Source organism: Candidatus Symbiothrix dinenymphae, from assembly GCF_001431085.1.
Genome location: NZ_BBRU01000048.1, coordinates 1 through 1,166 on the forward strand (window position 1 = coordinate 1; position 1,166 = coordinate 1,166).

Here is a 1,166-nt window from a genome sequence, read left to right on the forward strand (position 1 = left end):
TACTTGTACGGAGTGATGGGGATAAACCATGTGTCAAAAACATTCTCAGAAACATTATCTCTGATAATCTTCAAGCATTGATTCCATATACTTACATGCGACTTCATTATAACTTTATATCTTTTTTAAATTATCTTTTCTCTCTAAAAGCGGGACAAAGGTAGATAAAAAAATTGAAACATCCAAAATCCAACTATCCGTTTGGCGGAGAAGAAGGGATTCGAACCCCCGGTGCAGTTTTGCCGCACATACGCTTTCCAAGCGTACCTCTTAAACCACTCGAGCACCTCTCCTTTCTGTTTTGGGGCGACAAAGATACGAAAAATTTTGTTACAAAAACTTTTTTCGCACCAAATTTAAAAATATTTTTATCGCTCAATTTTCATTTCCGGAGACTGCGGATATATTCCTTCATATCTGCATCCAGATGCTCCCAATCGTCCGCCATTTGAAAAATGGTCATGCCTTCGCCGTTTTTTATGTGAATATCAGCACCCTGCTTCACCAATAATTTTACTAATGGGAGATTGTTTTTTTCTGCTGCATAATGTAGCGGAACGCAATTATAGTTGCCGTCAAAATTAGGCACTGCTTGTACGCTTGCCCCTGCCTTAATCAGGAGTTCAGCCATTTTGAGAGCCACCGCCTTGTCGTCATTCAGGCAGGCCATAGAAAGGAGAGTGGTGCCGCTTTCGCCATAAACCGTTTTTACGTCTTCGCCTTGTTGAATCAGATATTCCACAACTTTAGGTTTCCCGAACCAGACGGACACACATAAAGCACCGTACTCAAATGTATCATCGCCCATACAACCGGTTGTGCAGGCTCCCTTCTGCATCAATTCCTTCACTTTATCCAAATTTCCGTTGCGGCAAGCCAAGCCCAATGCGGTAAACTGATGGTCATCAATTGTTTTGATAAATTCATCGTGACATTCCTGAGCATCTGCGGTGTTCGCACCGCCTTTTTTGTTGTTGCATCCGGCGAGCATCAGCAGGCTCGCGGCGGATAACAGTAAAATTTTTGTTGTTTTCATTTTTATTTCAATTATTTAATTTTTAATCCTCCCCCAACTGAAAGTCAATCAACAGCCACTTGCCTTCGATGTTTTCGAAAGTGAGCACATAGATAAGGCGGTCGCCATTATAAAAGTTATAGATATATCG

Annotated in this window: 2 protein-coding genes and 1 tRNA gene; all 3 read right to left on the reverse strand. The window is 41.3% G+C overall.

The window, feature by feature from the left end; translation table 11 throughout:
- The coding region (locus ASC50_RS06625) for a DnaA N-terminal domain-containing protein (RefSeq protein ID WP_158648228.1) at positions 1-107 on the reverse strand (107 nt) is incomplete at its 3' end.
- Between the two features lie 95 nt (positions 108-202).
- Positions 203-293 (reverse strand) — tRNA-Ser (locus ASC50_RS00905).
- Between the two features lie 89 nt (positions 294-382).
- The gene (locus ASC50_RS00910; RefSeq protein WP_055430812.1) at positions 383-1,036 is read right to left on the reverse strand and encodes an ankyrin repeat domain-containing protein; all 654 of its coding nucleotides are present in this window, start codon (positions 1,034-1,036) and stop codon (positions 383-385) included.
- Positions 1,037-1,166 lie beyond the last annotated feature (130 nt).